Genomic DNA, 21,432 nt, shown 5'->3' with positions numbered 1-21,432 from the left:
TTTCCATGTTGTGTGTGATAAACTTTGATTGTCCTTTTTCATAAGGGACCTCCTAAATGATTGATATTTCGTGGTCGGGAAACCAAATATATCTTATCATTTTAGGAGACTTTTTTTATACCACGCTGAAAGCTCTTCTGAACCACCCGCATAGCAGGTGGTTTTCAAAACATATAATAAAAAGCCCGGTGGTATTCACCACCGAGCTTGACCTCTTTATTTAACAATATCTTCATTTTTATCTTTATAATAATCAGGATTAAATTCTAGTTTCTTTTTCTCTTTATTCTTACTGATCACAGCCATATACATAGGACTAAACCCAATAGCAGCTAACAAAAGCGACCCAATCACAAGTACTTTTTTACTAAACATATTAATCACTCCCGTAAGTTTATATGTTCATTTAATTACAGTATAACACTATTTTTTATAAAAAAAGACAAACTGTCTAATTTCACAGTTTGTCTTTTTAAGTTTAGAATGATGTAAAAATTACATCATGTCTTCTTTATTATTAAAATAATATTTTCTAATACGCTCTGTTACTCCAGGTTCAATTCGGTCAATTGCTTCTGAAATAACATTTAGAGATTCTTGATAGTTGTATTCTCTAGCGAATAAACTCATACTCTTATCGATTGCATTCTTTATTTCTGGATTAGAAAAGCGGAAACGGTTAGCGTATTGAATCATTTGCTCTGTTAATGACGCATTATCAATCAAATCCTCTGTCCGCTCAGTTAACGATTTAACATCATCTTCGCATGACTTTAATAATCGATCAATATGATTCATATCTATTCTAATCTTATTAAGCTCTTTGCTTAACTCCTCAATTCGATCACTTGTTACAAAGAAAAACTCTAGATAGCTGTTAGGAATACCTGGTAAGCGTTGTTTTTCAATATAACGTTTCAAGTTTCTAAGTTCCAGTTCATAGTCATCAATTTTCTTAATGGCTTGTCGCTCTCTAGGCGCAAAGTCCTTAATTGAATGATCTATTTTCATTTGTTCAGCTTCAATATCTTTTAATTGAGCTAAACTGTCTTCATAGAAGTTTGCCACTTGTGAAAATACAGCGGTCTTTTCTTCTAATTTTTTATTCATTTCTGTTAATTCATTTTGCATCTCTTCCATTTGGGATTGGAAGCTTCTGACTTTGCCGATCTCATTATGCGTTAAAATATAACTTTGAGCAACATGGTCTAGTTCAATAACCAATCGTTGATTATTTTCTTCTGTATGAGCAAGAAAATCAACTAATATAGTACGGTTATCATTAACAAAGTGGCGCGCATCTATTTCTTTTTCCATAATGTCATATAAGTGATCTATTTCTTTTGCAATATCTGCACTTAACTTTTCAACATTTTCAACCTCTAATTTTTCTAAATTCATCAGAGTAGAATGAACACGGCCTTCAATTTTTTCTACGCTTGTCGGGATAAAATCACTTTCAAAAACATAATCATCTTTTTTAAGAGACTCATAACCGTCTTTAATTTCCTTCAATTGCTTAGGAAACGTTCTATCTAACATCTCAAACAACGGTGGAATTTGGTCAATTATTTTTTTCAAGTGATAAGTACTATCTTCTGCGTCTTCTAACACAACTCTGGCTTCCATTGGATCACCAGCTGTATTTAATGCTCTAAATTGAGTGAACTCACGCTCAATTGATTGAATTTGTTTTTCAAGTTCTTTATAAGCAACACCATAACGTTCTTGTTCTGACGTTACAGACTTACTCATTTCTTCATAAGCATCTAAAGCTTTTTGAACAGCTTCTGAGTTACGTTCTTCACTCTCTGCTAATTCACGTAAGCCTTGACGTATTTCCTCAACTTCACGTTCCATGTTATCAATAGTTACATTTGCTTCTGCGATGGCATCTTTTACTTTCATGAATCGGAATGTTTCATTTAAATTTTCAATATCAAAAATTAAACTTTCTAATTCCGCAAAAGAGATAGTGGAAATATCTACCCATTTTTGGTTCCATTCTCTAAAGGTATTTTGACTTTGGCCGACTAAGTGCATTTTTTTAACATTATCAATCTCTTCCAGTACTGGTAAATCAAACAACGCTAATTTACGTCGCTCAAGTTCTCCAAGCTGATCGTGATTTTTTCGTCGCATAAAAAACGCAGCTAAGTATGCTAAAACTGCTAGGACGATTATGATTAGTAACATCCATAACCAAAGTTTATTATTCATTGTAGTTCCTCCGTTTTATCTTTAGTCACCACAACCCTTTCCATAAACCAGAAAAACACATGACATTGTTTAACAAAATAGTTATCAATGCCGTGCTTCATGCAATCAATCGCTATTATTAGAAAATTTACATCTATTTAAGATTATATCACACTCATCTCACTGTATCACTAATTAATTATTAAAAACCCGAAAAATAATAGATAATGGGAATAGTTTTAATCAAATGAAAAAAAGATTAAAATTTGATAAAACGCTTATTGCATTTATACTATTTTTTTTGGTATGCTATTCTTTAACTACTATACTTGGAGGTATTCTTATGAAGGTTGCTAAGTTTGGCGGAAGCTCTGTTGCTTCAGTTGAACAATTAGAAAAAGTCTATCAAATAATCGCTGCAGATTCAGCAAGACGTTTCATTATTGTTTCAGCCCCGGGAAAACGCTATTCTCATGATATCAAAATTACTGATTTATTGATTAATTACGCTGAGTGTTGCTTAACCAAGCAGTCTGTAACGGAGGTTCAACAAGCAATTTTGAATCGTTACCTTGATATTTGTAAACCTGCAGGATTGGAAAATACATTTGGGCAAATAAAACAAGCCGTTTTAAATTTAGTTGACTTACCCACCGATAATGAACAGTTGGTTTACGATACCTTTAAAGCTAGCGGTGAGGACAATAACGCTCATTTGGTTGCTGCCTATTTAACTAGTAAAGGCATTCCGTCAGAATATTTATCTCCGAAAGAAGCCGGGATTGTCCTTGAACATAGTCCGCACGGTGCTATGATAAATATGGGCGGCAAAGAACTTTCCCCCGATATTTTAGCAAAACAAGTGACCTACGTGATTCCAGGTTTCTTTGGTTTTTCAGAGGATGGACAACTCTGTACCTTTTCTAGAGGCGGTTCTGATATATCCGGTTCGTTGGTTGCTGCTAACATTAAAGCCGATTTATATGAAAATTTTACTGACGTCGATGCGATTTACTGTGCCAATCCTAATCTAATTCCTGATTGTCCTACTTTGAAAGAACTGACTTTTAAGGAAATGCGTGAATTAAGTTATTCAGGGTTTGGCGTACTCCATGACGAAGCACTTATTCCAACATTTTATGCTAACATCCCTGTAGTTATTAAAAACACAAATAACCCAAGCTCTCCTGGTACAATGATACTGCCTGATTCCCATGCTACTGAAAAAAGAGTTGTCGGTATTGCTGCAGATTCAGGATTCACAAATATTTATCTAAGCAAATACCTGATGAACCGAGAGTTCGGCTTTGGTCACAGTGTCTTAAATATTTTGACTGAATTTGACTTGCAATATGATCATATGCCTTCTGGGATTGATGATATTTCTTTGATCATGCGGCAAGACCAATTAACACCCGACATCGAGAAAAGGTTAATTGAGCGATTCAAAACCGTTTTACATGTCGATGAAATTAAAGTGACTCATCATTTATCGATGATTGCTTTGGTCGGTGAGGGTATGAAACAAAATATCGGTGTTGCTTCACGTGCTACACATGCTTTGTCTATCAATCAAGTAAATATAGAAATGTTAAATCAAGGTTCATCAGAGGTTAGCATTTTCTTCGGTGTCAATGAAGCAGACGAAGACCGAGCTGTCAAAGCTCTTTACGAAGAATTCTTTGTCATGTAAACAACATGTCTTACAAAAAAACCAGTCTTACTGTAACTATACAGCAGGCTGGTTTTTTAGACGACAAAATTCTCATCTATATTATTCTCAGACAATTTTAAAACTTTAATCACTTACGCTCTTGTTTTGCTGTTGTCTAACAGCTGCCTTAATCTTAAGCTCTGGCGCAAAATCACGCTCCCAGTTATCGGGTTTAAGTACTTTTCCAGTTACATCATGATAATGAGGTTGACCGTCTGGGAAGAGTTTCCCCATATTTGCTGCATGAACAATATCAAAAATCGGTTCAGGATTTATTCCCATTTTTACAAATGTTCCAAAAGTAAAATACAGCAAATCAATTAAAGCATCTACTTCACCAACAAGTTTATCCGAATGCACGGGCGGTTGTTTTTTTATTTTTTCAGCTTGCTGATCCATTTGGTCGTGCAATCCAGCAATAAAGGAATCAAATAAATCGTTATCACCATCACTGGCTGCATACAGAAATTCTATTAACTCTTCCAATTTAAAGGATGTTCGGTACTCCGCTTCTTGATCAGATAATGTTCTTATTTCTTCTGATTCGTTTGGATCAAATACCCGATGGAATTCACTGACTTTCTCAAAATATGACATAACTAACCTTCTTATCTAATTATTTTTAATTCTTTCAACGCATAATCAATCCCATGATAATCATTAGTAAGTGTAACAAAATCGGCTGCTTCCTTTACAGCATCAGGGGCATTGCCCATGGCGACACCTATCCCTGCACCTGCCAGCATCTCAACATCATTCCAATTGTCACCAAAGACTGCTATTTCAGTCGTATCTATTCCATAATATTCAGCAGCTGCTTTTATTCCTACCAACTTCGAGCTACCTTTTTCAATGATATCAACAGAATAGGGATTTGAGCGAGTAAACGTACACTCTGGAAACAAAGCCTCTAATCGGGGCTGTTCGCTTTCTGGACTTAATAAAACACACTGATATATTGGCACCGACAATATCGGCAGCTGTTCAAAGAATGTTTCCCTCTTAGGAACAATATTCTTTTGTTTCAATAACTTATTTAATTCAGTAATAGAAATTGATTTTGGCAGTGTTTGATACAGCTTTTTAATTAATTTACGCTGACCAATCCTCATGGACATACTTCCATAATATCGTTTGCGGCCGCCGAATGACATTTGTCTCTCTTCGCTGTCACCGAATGCTGCCAGTTTTTGTAATAATTCCTTTGAAAAAGGATGTTCGTAAATTCCTTTCGTATGAGAAAAAACCAATTGTCCATTGTACAATACATAGCAATCCATTGGGATGCCCTTCGTTAAATCAATAATAGTCGATGGTCCTCTGCCAGAAGCTATACCGCAAATAATTCCTTGTTGATGTAATTTTTCCACTGCACGAATCGTACTTGGCAAGATTCGTGACTCGCTAGATAACAGCGTGCCATCAATATCAAAAAAAACTGCCTTAATCATCTTACTGATGCCTCCTAAAATAAACTTAATTGATTTGGATTTAATCCATGATATTCAATACCTAATAGTTTTTTTAATGTTAGCGCATTGGGTGCTGCATCGCCTGCTGAATTATTATTAAAGATAACTGCTTGATTTTTTACTTGCGAATTACATTGAATCGTTTGGGCCAACTTTGCCAGTTCTTCATCTGAATAACGATACAAGTTTCTTTTTTTTCGCCAATCGCCACTATTATCTAACCAGTTGCCTTTATGTCGACCATGCAGACGGATATAAAATAATTCTGGATTTGTAACAACTGGAAGAAATGGAATTGAACGAATCGGGACTTGAGGTTCATCGGCTGCCACCAATGAAAACCTATTATCCCTCATATAATTTAACATACTCTCTCGATTAGTTTCACTGTACCAAGACTGATGCCTAAATTCAACTGCTAACATCACATCTGGTAAATGTCTTCGTAAATTACTTAACCAGGCCACACTTTCTTTCGTACACGCAAAGTAACCCGGAAACTGACACAACACAGCCAATAATTTATTTTCACGAATCAGCGGCTCTATAAAATCTGCATATGCTGTGTACATGTCATTTTCCGACGAATAGCTATCGTGCCAATCAGCATGTTGAGTCATTCCTTTGTATGCTTTTACAATAAATTTAAATGAATCTGGTGTTTGATTGCTCCAATGTTGACTTACCGATGCTGGCTTAATACCATAAAATGATGTGTTTAATTCAACAATTGGAAAAAATGAAGCATACTCCGCTAGTGTCATTTTATTTTTGTGCATCAAAGCCTCATGTTCATGAAATGTTGTTAGTCCAATAGCTATCATCTTGCTGTCACCTGCCTCAGTTATATTTTATCAAATATCTGTTTTTGTGCACATAAAAGAGAACTTTGAAATAACCCAAAGTTCCCATTAACATTATTTTTTAATTAAGTTTAACACTGTATCTACCATTTCTTCAGGATCAATCACTAAATGATGACACATTGGATTCAATAACATATCTTGAATCCCTTTTGGATAATCTTGATCCATTATTCGCCCGATACTCTCCAATAACTCACTATCAGTCATATTATTCGGATATTTACCGACTGCATTCAAGATTGCTTGAGGAAACTTAAAAGGACTTGCTGTTGATACGACCAGCATAGAAGCATCGTCATCAGTGACATATGCATACTGTTCGGCAATTGCTTTTGCAACTGCTGTATGCGGATCAATGACCAGTTGATCATCATAAAACGTTTCTTTAATCGTCCGTTCAATTAGACGCTCATTCGCAAAACCGCCATAAAAATCTTGTGATATCTTATTCTTCAAGTCATTTGAAATTTCATAGCAACCAGTCTGACGCAGTTTTTGCATCAAATCAGTAATCAATTTTGAATCTTGGTTAGACACATGCCACAACAACCTTTCCAAATTACTTGAAATTAAAATATCCATTGAAGGTGAATTAGTCACATAAAATTCTCTGTTTTTATCGTAAATACCTTCCATAAAAAAGTCCGTTAACACATTATTTTTATTAGATGCACAAATTAATCGACCAATTGGCAAACCAATCTGTTTTGCATAATATGCAGCTAAAATATTCCCAAAATTCCCGGTTGGTACAGATACATTCATTAAATCTCCTGGTTCCAACCTGCCCGATTTAAGTAATTGTCCATATGCGTAGACATAATATACAACTTGAGGCAGCAGTCTTCCGATATTAATTGAATTTGCAGACGAAAACTGTTTACCATGCTGTGACAATTGTTCATTAATAATTTCATCGTTAAATATTTGCTTTACCTGTAACTGTGCATCATCAAAATTACCAGTAATACCTACAACGAATGTATTATCACCGGTTTGAGTCAACATTTGTTTTTCTTGAATTGAACTGACACCGTATTTTGGATAAAACACAATAATTTTTGTCCCAGCTACATCAGCAAAGCCTTCCATAGCAGCTTTGCCTGTGTCGCCTGAAGTTGCTGTTAGAATGATAATCTCTTTATCGACATTTAACTTTTTAATCGCAGTTGTCATGAAATACGGTAAAATAGATAACGCCATATCTTTAAATGCTAAAGTAGGTCCGTGAAAAAGTTCCAAGTAATCTGTTTGACCATATTTTACAACCGGTGCGATAGAAATTGTATCAAATGACATAGCATTGTAAGCTTCCTCGATACATTCTAACAACTCAGATTCAGTAAAATCTGATAAAAACGGTGTTAAAATTTTTTGTGCTACCTCTTGATAAGGGGCTGTCATAAGCCAGTCAAATGCTAAATCAATTTTAGGAAACTCTGTTGGTACATATAGACCGCCATCAGGTGCAATTCCAGATAAAATTGCTTGAGCTGATTCAACTAATTCTCCATGACCTCTTGTGCTGCAATATTTCATTATGTTCCCTCCCATATAAAAAACTGTTTTCATTATTATACCATTTTACTCATAAAATTCTAATTTTATTTTTTGTGGGTTTTAAACCATAAAAGTGTCAGTTCTCTAGCTTCCTGGTGATTTACCATTGGCCAAGGATAATCTTTACCGATTATACATGCTGCTTTCTCTTGTTGTGCTAATGTCATTAAATGCGGTTCATGAATATATTTATCAGGGACACCTGCTAACTCTGGGACAAAAGATCGAATAAAATCACCTGATCTATCAAATTTCTTGCTTTGAGTAGTTGGATTAAAGATTCTAAAATACGGAACAGCGTCAGTCCCAGTAGAAGCTGCCCATTGCCAACCGCCAATATTATTTGGCGGATCACAATCAATTAATTGCTGCCTAAAATATTTTTCACCTAACCGCCAGTCTATTAATAAATCTTTGGTTAAGAAACAAGCCGTAAGCATACGTAAGCGATTATGCATCCAACCAGTTTCATTTAATTGTCTCATAGCAGCATCAATAATCGGAAATCCAGTTTGCCCCTGCTTCCAATTAATTAAATCCTCTTGATTTTCCCGCCAGGGTAGCTGCTGATAGTGTTCTTGCAATTCTTCAAACCGTTGTCTCGGGAAAAATACATCAATCATTTTATAAAACTCACGCCAAACTAATTCTTTCATAAATGTTGATTTCCCCTCAGAGTCCTCTTGTTCAAGTAATCTTTGCCAAACAAAGCGTATTGATAAATTACCGGTCTTCAGATATGGAGACAAGCGACTTGTCCCATCTATACTAGGATAGTCTCTTAAATTCGCATAATTAACTAAACCATAGTCAATAAACGATTCCAACCGTTTAATCGCTGCTTTTTCTCCGACATCTTCAGTCCAGTTTTTAACACAGCCCTCAAGTAATCGTTGCATTTCATGTAAGCCGTCTGTTGAAAAGGCTTGATTGCTTTGAATAGTAATATCAGATAAGTCAGCCAATGACAGCAGGCACGTATCAATCTCACATGTTTGCCACTTTTTATAAAAAGGAGTAAACACCTTATATGGTGTGCCGTCGTTCTTTAACACATATTTTGCAGGCAATAAATAATTATCTGGAAATTTATGGCTGCTGATTCCTGCATCCAAACAAAATGCCAAAACTGCGTCATCTCTTTCTTTACCATATACTGACTCATCTTCATTAAAATATATATCTGACCAATCCGGATAAACTGACTGAAATTTTTTAAATGATACAACCGGTTGACCCACTAAATAATGAATATTTAATTCAGGGTGTTCCGAAAAAAATTGATTTACAGTTGCGAAGAAATAATCATTATTCGCAGTACTCTCTTGAATTTGTTCAGGATTAATCTGAAAAACACAGACTAATCGATCTGTTTTCTCTATTGATTGAATCGCAAAATTTAATGCCTGGTTATCAAATAACCGGAAATCTTTACGAAACCACATAACATGTGTACTCATCTTATCGCCCCCATAACTCTATCATGCCAAACAATTTTTTAAAGTACAATAAAAAAAGATTACCGACTGTATCGATAATCTCAGATTGTAGACAAAGTATCATTTTTTTTATTTAAAATGATGGTATCAATGTAACACTGTGTTCTTTTTCAAGATAATCCTTCACTTGCTGACTTGTCATTGCTTTTTTCAATGCTTTAATTTTTTCTGAGTCTTTATTATCTTCTCTGGCAACTAATGAAATAGCAAAGCGATTATCTATCTTTTCTTCGGTAAATAGAGCATCTTTTGGCGTTAAACCGACTTTTGCGATGTAAGTCGGATAATTATAAGCTAAAGCCATATCGTCTTCATTATACGCTTCAGCCAAATTCAACAAATCAACTGGAACAAGCTCAACGTTTTTATCATTTTTTTCGATATCTTTTGTTGTTCCTTCAAAACCAACACCATCTTTTAAGGTAATTATTCCTTGGTCATTTAACATTGCAAGCGCGCGTCCCTCATTTGACACATCACTTGGGATAGCAATTTTTGAACCATTTGGTATATCTTTTACATCTTTATATTTTTTAGAGTAAAAACCAACTTTTGCATCATAAATTTTTTGAATCGCTACTAAATCAGCTTTTTTTTCTTTATTAAATTTTTGCATATAAGGTTCGTGTTGGGCGAAATTTGCATCAACTTCTTTATTATTCAATAATTCATTGTACTGAATATTATCATTTACTTGAACTAACTCTATATCCCAACCATCTTTTTTAGCTTCTTTAGCAGCTATTTCTACTACATCTGTCATCGGTGTCATATGTGAAGCCACCTTGATAACCTTGTCAGATTTTTCCTCTGTTTTTGCAGCAGATTTCCCTGTGGTTTCCGTTCCAGATTTTTCTCCCTTTTGTCCGCATGCGGCTAAACCCAGCATAACCATCCCTAAAATACCAACCATTAACAATTTGTTTTTCATCTATCTTCCTACTTTCTTTTATCTATTCTTTTTGCTAAACGCGTCCCTAAAGATTGCAGACAGCCAACTAAAATAATCATGACAACAATAGCCGAATACATCACACTATACTCATAACGCTGATAACCGTAGCGAATAGCAAAATCTCCAATTCCGCCACCACCAACAACTCCCATCACCGTCGAATACGACACTAAGCTAATCAGCATCGATGTTAGTGCTAAAACAAGGCCGCTTCTTGCCTCAACCAATAAAAAATAACGAATGAATTGATAGGTCGAACACCCTAACGAATCAGCAAGATCACTTACTGCCTTAGGGACATCAAGCAAAACCTGTTCTACCAATCGTGCATAAATTGCAATAGCCACTAAACACAAGGGAAATGACGCTGCAAATGCACCAAAAGCTGTACCAAACAACAATCTTGAAATCGGAATAACCGTCACAACAAGTAATAAAAAAGGAAATGACCGGACCACATTGACATATCCTGAACTTATTTGATAAAGAAAAGGATGCGAAGACGGTCCGCTCTTTCGTGACAAATAAATGATCAGTCCTAATACTAAACCAAATATGCCGCCAATAATTGTTGCAATACTTAACATAACACCTGTTTCTTTTAAAGATTTTAAAAATTCTGGAAAATAATAACTGACTGTTTCTAGATATGTCATTGTGTTAAAATACGAATAACCTTCTTTGGATACGTATCATCTTGCAATACGTTAGATTGATTGACTTCGATACATGTTTTTAGTCGACCATTTTCCATAATAATCGCTCGCGAACACAAAGCCTTAATCGTTTCTAACTCATGACTCACGATAACCATGGTTATTTGCATCTCTTGATGAATTTTTTTTAACAAATTTACGACTTCTGACGTGGTTTGTTCATCTAATGAACTAGTTGCTTCATCAAGTAATAATAGTTTTGGTGACTTTACTAATGCTCGAGCAATAGCGACCCGCTGTTTTTGTCCACCACTTAATTGATGTGGATAATGATTCCATTTATCTGATAATCCTACAAATTCTAGCCATTCTTTCGCACTATTATGTGATACATTATTTGATAATCGTAATGGTAATAAAACATTATCTAAAACTGTCAAATTTTCTAATAAATTAAACTGTTGAAAAATCATTCCTACCAACTGCTTATAATTAATAGTATCCTTTTTAGTCCATTTAGCCGTGTCTTGATTTTCAACTAGTATTCGACCATGATCCGGCTTATCCATTAAATTTATTAATTTTAAGAGTGTTGATTTTCCGGATCCGCTCTCTCCGACAATTCCAAGTATTTCTCCTGATTTGATTTTTAAACTGACATCATCAAGTGCTGATACCATTCTTTGCTTTAATTGATAGGACTTTGATACATTCTCCAATAGAAGCATCCGTCTCCCTCCTTTCTTAAATTAGTTTTATAATGTGCCGACGCTAATGAGTTTACTAAACAAACGGATTTACTGACAATTTTTCAGACTTTTCTATCTGATTTGAACTTTTTTAAACTAAATTCAGAAAAAAATTAGTGAACAAAAAATATCATAATGTTTTGTGTTTCTTATCATCAACTTGTCACGTAAGCCTTTTTATTTTTTTGATAGACAACTATCTAAAATTTATTCATTACCAACAAATTATTCATAAGAACAATTTTGTTTTAAAATATTATAATTTTTTATTAAACTATTATTTATTTTTATCAATAAACGATAGTTTTATGATAAGGTCAACTATGTATTTTCTAATTTAATAAGTGAGGTACATATAATGATTAACCATTATTCAAAAAAAACGACACTGAATTACCGACTATTACTACCTATTTTACTGCTACTTATTTTAAGTACCTGGCTTCAATATTGGGTAGCCTATCACGATGAAATGGTAAACTCTGTACACCAGTTAATTAAGCAATTAATTTTTATTGGTGTGGGAATTATTTGTATGTTCGGTATTATGTTGCTGAATAAAAAAGTAGTTTGGAAGATGGTACCCTATTTCTATATTTTTTCACTGCTCTTAATGTTGGCATTGTATTTTTTTTATGATACAACAATGTATCAAATTACAGGTACCCGACGATGGCTAAGTATTGCTGGTTTTCAGTTTCAACCATCAGAAATTGCAAAAATTGCTTATATCTTATTCTTATCAAAGATTTTAATTGAATACAATATGACACTTTCAGAGAATACCTGGCAAAATGATTTAAAAGAATTGGGTAAGCTTTGTCTTTACAGTATTCCCTTATTTTTACTAATGTTCATGCAAAAAGATTTTGGTACATCCCTTGTTTTTCTATGTATCTTTGCAGCATTAATTATTGCCTCAGGAATAAACTGGCGAATTATTGCCGTACTGAGTATATTTACCCTGATTTTGGGTTTTATCCTTATCGTACTAGTCTTTACTGAGTATGGACAACATATTTTAACAGCTCTGCACTTTAAACCTTATCAATTAAATCGTGTACGTGCTTGGGCAAATCCTTTTGAATTTGCTGATTCAATTGCCTATCAACAAGTTCAAGGGTTAAAAGCTATCGGTTCTGGAGGATTAATTGGTCATGGTGTTCATGGAATTTCGGTTTATGTACCTGTGCAAGAGTCAGATATGATTTTCACCTTTGTTGGCGAAGCATATGGATTTATCGGATGTACTCTCACATTAATATTATTTATGTATCTCTTTTTTCAAATTTTTTATGCGGGTATCAAAAGTAATTCAACATTTAATATCTATATCGGTATCGGCATTGTTTTCATGTTGCTCTTTCAAATAGTCGAAAATATTGGTGCCTCGATCGGCTTACTCCCTTTAACAGGTATTCCACTCCCTTTTTTAAGTCAAGGAGGAACATCATTAATCGCTACATTAATGGCACTAGGCTTCATGTTAGAGATTTCTATTAATGACACGATATCTTAAAAATAAAAAACAACCTGCACAGCTTTTAACTGTACAGGTTGTTTTTTATTTTGGAAATACTCTAAACCATAGTTGAATACCATTTGGATCATTGATACCAATAATTTGTTTGCCCTTATTAAAATATAAATCTGCATCATGTGCAGTTAAGTGATTTCTTAAAGCGACTAAACTATCATAATTTGGTACCGAAAAAGTCACATGATCAACACCTAACTCATCATCTTGAACTGAAGGTGCATAACTTGAAGGCGTCCAACTATCTAATGCAATATGGTGATGATATTGATTTAGCGATAGATAATGCATATTTGAAAAGTCATTATCCTTTAATGTAAATCCAAGTAAATTTGTATAAAAGTCATAACTCTCATCTAAATTTGCAACTGATAAATGGACATATCCAACTTTTGTATCTTTAGGAATATGCTGATAAGTTTCTGAATAATTTTTCGTAACTTTTCTTAAATCTAACGGCTTAGTAACGCCATGAATTTTTCCATCTGCCACTGGCCATTTTTCTTGCGGTTTATCCCACACAAATGCAATTCGGTTTCCCTCAGGATCTGTAATATAAATCGCTTCACAATAACCGTGATCACTCTCACCATCAATCGGATAATTTAATTCAAATAAGTGATGAATGAATGAACCTAACTGTTCCCTCTCAGGAAAAACAAAAGCCATGTGGTTCAACCCAGTCCCTTGATTCAGATTTTCGTCGGCCTCTGGTGAATATACCAACCCCAACAATTTCTTTTTTTCTTGACCTAACCCCATTAAAGCCATATCATTTTCTTCATTAATTAAATCAAGTCCTATAATATGACGATAAAAATTTTCCATTTTATCTAAGTCCTTAACTTTAATTGCGACTGATGATAATTTTATTTCTGGGTCTAATGAAAATCTTTCCATTATAGCCTAATCCTCCTATTAGTTGTCTAGCTTCTCCGATGTGCACGTTACATAACAGTCTAACACAAAATTAATAGCTTTTCGAAACAAAAGCTTTCTCCTTTTAGTTCTTAACACTGCTTTTTTATAAAAAAAGATTCTTGAAACGGTCAACTGTCTCGGCTACTCCATTTCAAGAATCCCTGACTTACTTAATGTTCTGTTCTATTTAACTTATTAATCAGCTCGTCAATATGACTACCGTAAGCAACAGACTCATCAACAGCAAACGTGATTTCTGGTGTTTTATAAATTTGTAATCTTTGGCCCAATTCACGACGAATTAAACCAGTCGCTTTATCCAAGCCTTGTTGAATTTTCTCTCGATCAGATGCCAACTCAGCTAACGATGTATAATAAATAGTTGCTTGCTGCAAATCACCTGTTAAATCAACTTCAGTAATTGTAACCCCCTCTACACGGGGATCTCGTACTTTTTTTTGTAAAATATCATTTACTTCACGTAAAATTTCTTGTGATACTCGTCTATGACGATAGTTTGCCATAATCTTTTACCTCCCTAAATTCAATTATTTAGGCTCTTTTTACTTCTTCCATGATAAATCCTTCAATAACGTCATCCACTTTAACATCATTATAATTTTCAAGAGTTATACCACACTCAAAGCCCATCTTAACTTCTTTAGCATCATCTTTAAATCGTTTCAAACTAGCTAGTTCACCTTCATGAATAACAATGCCATCACGAATCAAGCGAATACCGCTGTCACGACGAATGAATCCTTCAGTGACGTAACATCCGGCTACAGTACCAACTTTAGATACTTTTATGGTCTCACGAACTTGTGCTTGCCCTGTAATTTTTTCAACAAATTCCGGATCAAGCATACCTTTCATAGCAGTTTCAATTTCTTCAATTACTTTGTAGATGATACGGTGTAAACGAATATCGACTTGTTCTTGATCAGCTTGCGTTTTGGCCTGTGGTGTTGGACGAACGTTAAAGCCAATAATAATTGCATTACTTGCTGAAGCCAACGTTATATCACTCTCGTTAATTGCTCCTACAGCACTATGAACAATTTTAACTCTAACGCCTTCTACATCAATTTTATTCAAACTTGCTGCCAATGCCTCAGCTGATCCTTGAACATCAGCTTTGATGATAACATTAACTTCTTTCATTTCGCCATCTTTCAAACTTTCAAATAAGTTATCTAGAGTCACGATGCTATTTGATGAACGTTGTTCCAATAAAGCTCGTTTAGCACGTTCTTCACCTGCTGAACGAGCAGTTTTTTCATCTTCAAATGTCACAAAGCGATCACCTGCTTGGGGCACGTCATTTAATCCTGTAATTTCAACTGGTGTCGCTGGGGTTGCTTCCTTATCACGACGACCAATGTCATTTGTCATAACACGTACACGACCATGTGTATTACCAACAACAATTGGATCTCCAACATGCAGTGTTCCTTGTTGTACCAATAATGTCACAACTGGACCTTTACTCTTATCTAAACGCGCTTCGATAACTGTTCCGATAGCACGCTGAGTTGGATCTGCTTTTAAGTCTTCAACTTCTGATACTAATAAAATCATTTCAAGTAGTTCATCGATATTATCACCAAATTTAGCAGAAATAGGTACAAATATCGTGTCACCGCCCCATGATTCTGGAATCAAACCATATTCACTCAGTTCTTGCATAACACGATCTGGATTAGAGGCCGGTTTATCAATTTTGTTTACTGCAACAATAATCGGTACATCTGCTGCTTTAGCATGGTTAATCGCTTCGACTGTTTGTGGCATAACTCCGTCATCTGCAGCAACAACTAAGATTGTAATATCAGTGATACTTGCACCACGTGCACGCATGCTGGTAAATGCCGCATGCCCTGGTGTATCCAAGAAAGTAATTTTTTTACCTTTGACTTCAATCTGATATGCTCCAATATGTTGTGTAATTCCACCAGCTTCGTCTTGAGTTACCTTAGCATGACGTAATGTATCAAGTAATGTTGTTTTACCATGATCGACATGTCCCATAATAGTTACTACAGGAGGACGTGTAACTAATTCATCTTCATTAATTACTTCTGTTTCAAAGAATTTATCAATATCAGCAACATCTTCTTGAATTTTTTCTTGTGGTTCAATACCGTAGTCCGTTGCTAGTAATTCTATTGTATCTTTATCTAGCGCTTGGTTTTGATTAACCATAATACCTAACATAAATAATTTCTTAATAATCTCTGCTGGTTCACGATAGATTTTTTTTGCGATATCGGCAACATTCATGCCTTCTGTGTAAACAAGAACTTCTGGAAGCTCTTTAAATTTACGTGGTGGAACAGCAGGTTTATTAGATGTTTGCTGATGTTTACCTTTTTTGCCACGACGATTATTATTACGCTTATTAAATTGATTATTTGGACGGTTGTTATTTCTAAAGTTTCCACCTCCACGATTACTATTACCCTGTTGGCCTCCAGGTTTATTATTATTATTTTGTTGCGTTTTGTTTTGCTGACCGCTTCTATTATTATTTTGTTGGTTAGTATTCTTTTTACCGACTTGTTGATTGCTACTTTTATTGACCGGTTTATTTTGATTAGTCACATGATCATCCTTACTATTCGTTTTTTTATTATTTCTCTGCTGTACTTGATTTTTCGACTTGTGTTGCGAAGTATTTTCAGCTGAACGCTGTGGTATGCTTTTACTACTCTTTTGTTGAGCTTTTGTTTTTTCAACCGGTGATGCGGTTTTTTTAGTCAATTGTTGACGAATACTTGCTTCATCATTAGTTGACAACGTACTCATGTGGTTTTTTACATCTAATCCCAAACTTTGAGATTTTTCCACGATTACTTTACTTGTCACATCTAATTCCTTTGCCAATTCGTATACACGTTTTTTAGTCATGCAATCACCATCCTAATTGTATTATTTTACCATTAGTTCACGCATTTTCTGAGCAAAACCACGATCAGTTACTCCGATTATCGAGCGGCTTCTTCCAATCGCATGACTGATATCCGCCTTTGTCATGAACGTAAATACCGGTGTCTCATAATACTGACACTTATCATGTATTTTCTTATTCGTATTTTCGCTTACATCACCTGCGATAAGAACTAATGATAATTTTTTGCTTTTTAAAGCTTTAAGTGTTATCTCTTCTCCCGAAACTAGCTTTCCAGCCCTCATAGCCAAACCTAACATATTTAATACATTTTGATTATTTTCCATTACCGAATAACTCTCTTCTAGCTTTTTGATGCGTGACGTAATCTAAAAGCTCTTGATAAAAATCATCTGTCAATTCAGCATTAATCACACGGTCTAAGATATGCTTATCCCAGCTGGCTTTCACAACATCAGGCTCCATAGAAAGATAAGCTCCTCTCCCCGGCATCTTACCGCTAGGATCGATTGAAACTACACCTTCCTTAGAACGAACAATACGAATCATTTCTTTTTTTGGCTTCATTTCGTTTAAAACGACACATTTTCTCATAGGGATTTTTCTTTGCTTCATCTTGTATTTCGCCTCCTTAATCAATTCGATTAAATTTTATTCTTTTTCATCTTCCTCGTCAATTACAGGAATGTCGATGACTGCTCCTGGCATAACAAGTTCTTCATCCACCAAAGCTTCAGACTCTTCATTTTCCGTATTATCTTCCATAATCGGCAATTCAATCTGAGATTGTTCTGCATTTGTATCTTCTTCCACAACCTTCAAAGTTTCTTCTGCTGCTTGAGCTTTTTTAGATGCAAGTTCTTCACGAATCGTTTCCAACTCCGACTCTGGCTTAATATCAATTTTATAATTTGTTAACTTGGCTGCTAAACGTGCATTTTGCCCGCGTTTTCCAATTGCTAGTGATAATTGGAAATCTGGAACAATAACTGTACAAGCACGCTGGCTATCATCAAAAATCACATCAACAACTTGTGCCGGATTCAACGCATTAGCAATAAAAACAGCCGGATCAGCATTCCATTCAACAATATCCATATTTTCACCTTTTAGTTCATTAACAATTGCTTGGACACGTTGACCTTTAGGACCAACACAGGTACCCACTGGATCAATATCAGGATTTTCTACCTTAACAGCTACTTTAGCACGGTCACCAGCTTCACGAGCAATGCTGACAATTTCAACTTCTCCATCATATACTTCAGGAATTTCTTGCTCAAATAGACGTTTCAGTAAATCTGGATGGCTTCGGCTTACATAAACTTGAGGTCCTTTTGATGTATTTTCTACTTTATATATATACACTTTAATACGATCATGCGGTTGATAGACTTCATTCGGAATTTGATCTTGTTTTGATAAAACTGCCTCGATTTTCCCTAAGTTGACATATATATATCGACGGTCTTGACGTTCAACAATACCTTGCATAATTTCATTTTCATAGGCGCTGAATTCATTATAGATGATAGAACGTTCAGCTTCTCGTACACGCTGTAAAATAACTTGTTTAGCCGTTTGTGCTGCAATACGGCCAAAATCTTTAGGAGTCACCTCAAAACGAATCATATCACCAATTTCATAAGCCGGATTAATTTTCAGTGCTTCTTTTAAACTGACTTCTAATTGGGAATCCATGACTTCTTCTGTCACTTCTTTGACAGAGTAGATATGAACGTCACCTTTTTTTTGGTCAAATTCTACTTCTACATTTTGGGCTTGTCCATAATGTCTTTTATAAGCTGAAACCATTGCGGCCTCTAATGCTTCGATGACTATATCTTTTGAAATACCTTTTTCACGTTCTAAGGCGTCTAAAGCTCCTAACATTTCCTTGTTCATAATTTATTTATAACCTCCATTTTAAAATTGAATTGCTAATCTTGCCTTGGCAATGTTTTTTCGGTCAAAGCTCATTATTTTTTCACGTGTTTTTATTTTCACTAATAACGTCAGTGTCTCTTCCGTTACCTCTTTAAGAAAACCTTGATATTGTTTTTCACCATCAATTGCTTGATATAATGATACATTAATGTATTCATTTACAGCATTTAAGTAGTCCTCTTCCTTTTTTAACGGACGTTCTGCACCCGGTGAGGATACTTCTAAGAAGTAAGCGTGCGGAATCGGATCTGGATCAAGACTGTCTAAAATATCACTTAACTGTTCGCTGACCAGCACGCACTCATTAATATCAATGCCCCCACTTTTATCGATGAATACTCGGAGAAACCAGTCTCTACCCTCTTTTACGTATTCAATGTCAACCAATTCAAACGTATTTTCTTCTAATATTGGTGTTACTAACTCTGTTACCGTTGCAACAACGTTTGCCATCATATTACCTCCTTTGGGATTATCAAGGAATTCATCAAAAAGAGTGAGCGAAATCGCTCACTCTTTCTATATCTATCACCTAAAGATTATATCATAATTTACTAAAAATAGCAAAAGACAAATCTTGATTTCATAAGGTTTGTCCGCCATACAAATAGAACATACTCTGCTCTATTCACTAGGTACAATTAGATTATCAATAAATAACAATTGATTTTTTTATTTATACATGCTAGGATTAGTGCAACGAAAGCGAGGGATCATCCATTGAAATTCTAACCAATACTTCAAGAGATTTTATGACTATTTTTTATTATTGCAACAAGGGATTAGTCTATAGATTTCTAGAATTGGTTGGATATTTCCGCAAGATGATTTGACTTTGCATATACTCAGTCTTTTTTGCGATTTAATCGACCAATTCTCCGAATAGAATTGGTCTTTTTGTTTGCTTTGAAAGGATGATATATATTGAGTAAAATTGCCATTACAAACCTAACCTTCGAGTACGATGGTGCTGCTGATTTGTTATTTGATGACGTTAATTTAACTATCGATGCCAGTTGGAAACTTGGACTTATTGGTCGTAACGGTCGCGGAAAAACAACTTTTTTTAAATTGCTTCAAAATAAATTGGAATTCAACGGAAACATCCAGCATCAGCTGCCTTTTTCATATTTTCCAATCACTATTGAAAATAAACAACAAATGACTTATGACATTCTCTCCGAACACACGACAGCTGAACTATGGGAAGTAGAACGTGAATTGAATCTATTAGAAGCTAAAAGCGACATTCTTTGGCGCCCATTTTCTACACTTTCAGGAGGAGAACAAACCAAATGTCTGCTTGCACTTTTATTTGCCGATTCAACAACATTTCCGTTAATTGATGAACCGACAAATCATTTAGACGCAATAGGTAGACAACAAGTAGCTGAGTACTTGAAAAATAAAAAACAAGGTTTTATTGTAACAAGTCATGATCGAAAGTTTGTTGATCAAGTCACTGATCATATCTTATCTTTAGATAAAAGTAAGATTGTTTTATATCAAGGAAATTACTCTACTTACCTTGATCAGAAAGAACTAGAAGATCAAACAGAACTCCATCGAAATGAACAACTAAAAAAAGAAGTCTCACGGTTAAAACAAACTGCTGCTAAGAAAGCTGAGTGGTCTCAATCACGTGAAGGTGATAAATATGGTAAGTCTACTGTAAAAAACAGCGGATCTGTCTATGATACTGGCTTTATCGGTGCACGAGCTGCAAGAGCAATGAAAAAATCAAAAAATTTATTAAATCGTATGGATCAGCAGATTTCAGAAAAAGAAGAACTTTTAAAAAATATCGAAGATGTCAATGCCTTAACTATGAATTATCAACCTGATTATCATGACACATTACTGACTGTTGAAAATTTACAGCTCTTCTATGATGATATCCCCTTATTTAATCCAGTTTCATTTACAGTTAAGAAAGGTGATCGAATAGCGATAACTGGACCTAATGGAGTCGGGAAATCATCTCTACTTCAAGCTATTTTATCAGATTTTCTCGGCACAATAAGTGGAAAAATAACTTATCCTAAAAACCATATTTGGAGTCTAATCAAACAACAGTACAATAACCATGGACCAATTGATCAGTTTTGTAAAAATAACCATTTATCCTATGAAGACATGTTGAATAATTTAAAAAAATTAGGCATTGAACGACAGTTATTTACCAATCCCATCGAACATCTGAGTATGGGACAGCAAAAAAAAGTAGAACTTGCACAATCTCTAATTACACCGGCACAATTATATTTATGGGATGAACCTTTGAACTATCTCGACTTATTTAATCATAACCAGCTTGAAGAAGTTATTTCACGTACAAAACCGACATTAATCTTTGTTGATCATGACAAAGATTTTATTGATAAAATTTCTACCAAGATTATTGAACTAACCTAAAAAAAAAGACCCTCATAAATCGTCGTTGATT

At 34.8% G+C, this 21,432-nt stretch carries 19 protein-coding genes and 2 pseudogenes; 3 read left to right on the top strand and 18 right to left on the bottom strand.

The genetic code is table 11. The features are described from left to right. Positions 1-216 precede the first annotated feature (216 nt). Positions 217-375, bottom strand: coding sequence for a hypothetical protein (locus CBF37_RS11630; RefSeq protein ID WP_165866660.1), 159 nt, complete (start codon positions 373-375; stop codon positions 217-219). Positions 376-495: 120 nt separating this feature from the next. Next, positions 496-2,220, bottom strand: coding sequence for a septation ring formation regulator EzrA (locus CBF37_RS07050; protein WP_125984055.1), 1,725 nt, complete (start codon positions 2,218-2,220; stop codon positions 496-498). Positions 2,221-2,542: 322 nt separating this feature from the next. Here CBF37_RS07050 and CBF37_RS07045 point away from each other — a divergent pair, with 322 nt between their 5' ends. Continuing rightward, positions 2,543-3,892, top strand: coding sequence for an aspartate kinase (locus tag CBF37_RS07045; protein ID WP_125984054.1), 1,350 nt, complete (start codon positions 2,543-2,545; stop codon positions 3,890-3,892). A 105-nt stretch (positions 3,893-3,997) separates the two neighbouring features. Here CBF37_RS07045 and CBF37_RS07040 read toward each other — a convergent pair whose 3' ends face one another. From CBF37_RS07040 to CBF37_RS07005, 8 genes are all read right to left on the bottom strand, one after another. After that, complete coding sequence (locus CBF37_RS07040) at positions 3,998-4,510, bottom strand: pyrophosphohydrolase domain-containing protein (protein ID WP_125984053.1); 513 nt, start codon at positions 4,508-4,510, stop codon at positions 3,998-4,000. Between the two features lie 11 nt (positions 4,511-4,521). Next, the gene (locus CBF37_RS07035) at positions 4,522-5,364 is read right to left on the bottom strand and encodes a Cof-type HAD-IIB family hydrolase (protein WP_125984052.1); all 843 of its coding nucleotides are present in this window, start codon (positions 5,362-5,364) and stop codon (positions 4,522-4,524) included. Between the two features lie 14 nt (positions 5,365-5,378). Then, positions 5,379-6,209, bottom strand: a complete 831-nt coding sequence (locus CBF37_RS07030) for a DUF72 domain-containing protein (protein ID WP_125984051.1) — start codon at positions 6,207-6,209, stop codon at positions 5,379-5,381. A gap of 93 nt (positions 6,210-6,302) precedes the next feature. Continuing rightward, positions 6,303-7,790 carry a threonine synthase gene (gene thrC, locus CBF37_RS07025; protein ID WP_125984050.1) on the bottom strand — a complete coding sequence of 496 codons (1,488 nt, stop codon included), beginning with the start codon at positions 7,788-7,790 and terminating at the stop codon, positions 6,303-6,305. 65 nt (positions 7,791-7,855) lie between these two features. Then, positions 7,856-9,271 (bottom strand): cryptochrome/photolyase family protein, encoded by a 1,416-nt coding sequence (locus CBF37_RS07020; RefSeq protein ID WP_125984049.1) that lies wholly within the window; start codon positions 9,269-9,271, stop codon positions 7,856-7,858. Between the two features lie 112 nt (positions 9,272-9,383). Then, positions 9,384-10,241, bottom strand: a complete 858-nt coding sequence (locus CBF37_RS07015) for a MetQ/NlpA family ABC transporter substrate-binding protein (protein WP_125984048.1) — start codon at positions 10,239-10,241, stop codon at positions 9,384-9,386. A gap of 8 nt (positions 10,242-10,249) precedes the next feature. Further along, complete coding sequence (locus CBF37_RS07010) at positions 10,250-10,921, bottom strand: methionine ABC transporter permease (protein WP_125984047.1); 672 nt, start codon at positions 10,919-10,921, stop codon at positions 10,250-10,252. Further along, on the bottom strand, positions 10,918-11,649 hold the full coding sequence (locus CBF37_RS07005) for a methionine ABC transporter ATP-binding protein (protein WP_125984046.1): 732 nt from the start codon (positions 11,647-11,649) through the stop codon (positions 10,918-10,920). The genes CBF37_RS07010 and CBF37_RS07005 overlap by 4 nt, the downstream gene beginning before the upstream one ends. A 379-nt stretch (positions 11,650-12,028) precedes the next feature. Between CBF37_RS07005 and CBF37_RS07000 the strand changes: the two genes are divergently transcribed. After that, the gene (locus tag CBF37_RS07000; protein ID WP_125984045.1) at positions 12,029-13,189 is read left to right on the top strand and encodes an FtsW/RodA/SpoVE family cell cycle protein; all 1,161 of its coding nucleotides are present in this window, start codon (positions 12,029-12,031) and stop codon (positions 13,187-13,189) included. A 45-nt stretch (positions 13,190-13,234) separates the two neighbouring features. Here CBF37_RS07000 and CBF37_RS06995 read toward each other — a convergent pair whose 3' ends face one another. The 8 genes and pseudogenes from CBF37_RS06995 to rimP form a co-directional block, all read right to left on the bottom strand. Next, a complete protein-coding gene (locus CBF37_RS06995) occupies positions 13,235-14,107 on the bottom strand; it encodes a VOC family protein (protein ID WP_125984044.1) in 873 nt (290 codons plus the stop codon). A 191-nt stretch (positions 14,108-14,298) separates the two neighbouring features. After that, positions 14,299-14,652 carry a 30S ribosome-binding factor RbfA gene (rbfA, locus tag CBF37_RS06990; RefSeq protein WP_125984043.1) on the bottom strand — a complete coding sequence of 118 codons (354 nt, stop codon included), beginning with the start codon at positions 14,650-14,652 and terminating at the stop codon, positions 14,299-14,301. A 28-nt stretch (positions 14,653-14,680) separates the two neighbouring features. Continuing rightward, positions 14,681-16,621: pseudogene (gene infB, locus CBF37_RS06985) on the bottom strand (translation initiation factor IF-2); the annotation flags it as partial. Positions 16,622-16,972: 351 nt separating this feature from the next. Further along, a pseudogene (locus CBF37_RS11970) lies at positions 16,973-17,038 on the bottom strand (translation initiation factor IF-2 N-terminal domain-containing protein); the annotation flags it as partial. A gap of 21 nt (positions 17,039-17,059) precedes the next feature. Further along, the gene (locus CBF37_RS06980; RefSeq protein WP_125984041.1) at positions 17,060-17,365 is read right to left on the bottom strand and encodes a YlxQ-related RNA-binding protein; all 306 of its coding nucleotides are present in this window, start codon (positions 17,363-17,365) and stop codon (positions 17,060-17,062) included. Further along, entirely contained in the window at positions 17,355-17,654 is a 300-nt protein-coding gene (gene rnpM / locus CBF37_RS06975) for an RNase P modulator RnpM (RefSeq protein ID WP_125984040.1), read from the bottom strand. The genes CBF37_RS06980 and rnpM overlap by 11 nt, the downstream gene beginning before the upstream one ends. A gap of 36 nt (positions 17,655-17,690) precedes the next feature. Next, positions 17,691-18,944, bottom strand: coding sequence for a transcription termination factor NusA (gene nusA, locus CBF37_RS06970; protein ID WP_125984039.1), 1,254 nt, complete (start codon positions 18,942-18,944; stop codon positions 17,691-17,693). Positions 18,945-18,965: 21 nt separating this feature from the next. Then, on the bottom strand, positions 18,966-19,439 hold the full coding sequence (rimP, locus tag CBF37_RS06965; protein WP_125984038.1) for a ribosome maturation factor RimP: 474 nt from the start codon (positions 19,437-19,439) through the stop codon (positions 18,966-18,968). Positions 19,440-19,910: 471 nt separating this feature from the next. On the opposite strand from rimP, the gene abc-f reads away from it, so the two are divergent. Next, a complete protein-coding gene (gene abc-f / locus CBF37_RS06960; protein WP_125984037.1) occupies positions 19,911-21,401 on the top strand; it encodes a ribosomal protection-like ABC-F family protein in 1,491 nt (496 codons plus the stop codon). The last annotated feature ends 31 nt before the right edge of the window (positions 21,402-21,432 follow it).

The sequence above is a fragment of the Vagococcus vulneris genome (genome assembly GCF_003950515.1).
GTDB lineage: Bacteria > Bacillota > Bacilli > Lactobacillales > Vagococcaceae > Vagococcus > Vagococcus vulneris.
The sequence above is the reverse complement of the archived record's forward strand: the minus strand, read 5'-3'. Positions and strand labels throughout refer to the sequence as shown.